The sequence below is a fragment of the Winogradskyella pacifica genome (assembly GCF_013403915.1).
Classification (GTDB): Bacteria; Bacteroidota; Bacteroidia; order Flavobacteriales; family Flavobacteriaceae; genus Winogradskyella; species Winogradskyella pacifica.
In genome coordinates, this window is sequence record NZ_JABFDI010000065.1 from 1 (window position 1) to 719 (window position 719).

The 719-nt window shown below is 67.6% G+C and carries 1 protein-coding gene; it reads right to left on the minus strand.

What is annotated here, in order from left to right; genetic code table 11:
* Positions 1 to 47: 47 nt before the first annotated feature.
* Positions 48 to 719: transposase (locus tag HM984_RS18060; RefSeq protein WP_179350119.1), on the minus strand; the 672-nt coding region annotated here is incomplete at its 5' end.

Consider the following 719-nt stretch of genomic DNA (forward strand, 5'->3'; position numbering starts at 1 on the left):
CGACATTCGGGCGGGTGGTGCGATAGTCCTGACGAAGCTCCTCCGATTCAGTCCACCGGCGGCGAGCGTTGCGCAACAGTGCATCTCGCGGATGCAGTCGTATCTCGCGGATGCAGTCGTATCGTGCGGCCTCTACCGGAGGTGGTGCACCGCGCACGCAACGGGCACCGACGGCAGAGCACCCCGAACGCTGCTGCGCGAGTCTTGGCGCTGATCGCGCGGGTGTTGCCGGCAGGGCAGGTCACCGTTGCCGCCTCTTCGTCCACCTGAAAGTCGTCGATGGTGAACCCACCCTCGACCGGCGGCCGTATCGGGCCCGGCTTGATGACCGCCTCGTGACCGGCGTCCTTCATCGCCGCGCGCAGATCCCCTGACCCGTAGGCACTGTCGCCGTACCACCGACGCGGTTCGCCCTCAGCGTCGAGGAACCGGCGGGCCGCGGCGGCATCACTGTTGTCCACTCCAGCGGCCTTGGTCAGTTCCTCGTCGGTGATGATCCCGGTGTCCGGTTCGGCGACCACATGCGCCCGATACCCGTCTCGGCAGTTGCTCGGCGACTTGCGGGTGTGCCGTGCCTCGGTGTCGACGGCAGAAATAACTCGCTCCGGCGCGACCTTACGTGCGATCCGCCACCGCCCGTCGGTACCGTCGCTGCCCTCCGCCGGCTCGACATCCTGCCCGGCGATCAACGCCAGCAACGCCACCAGAGAGTCGTGATC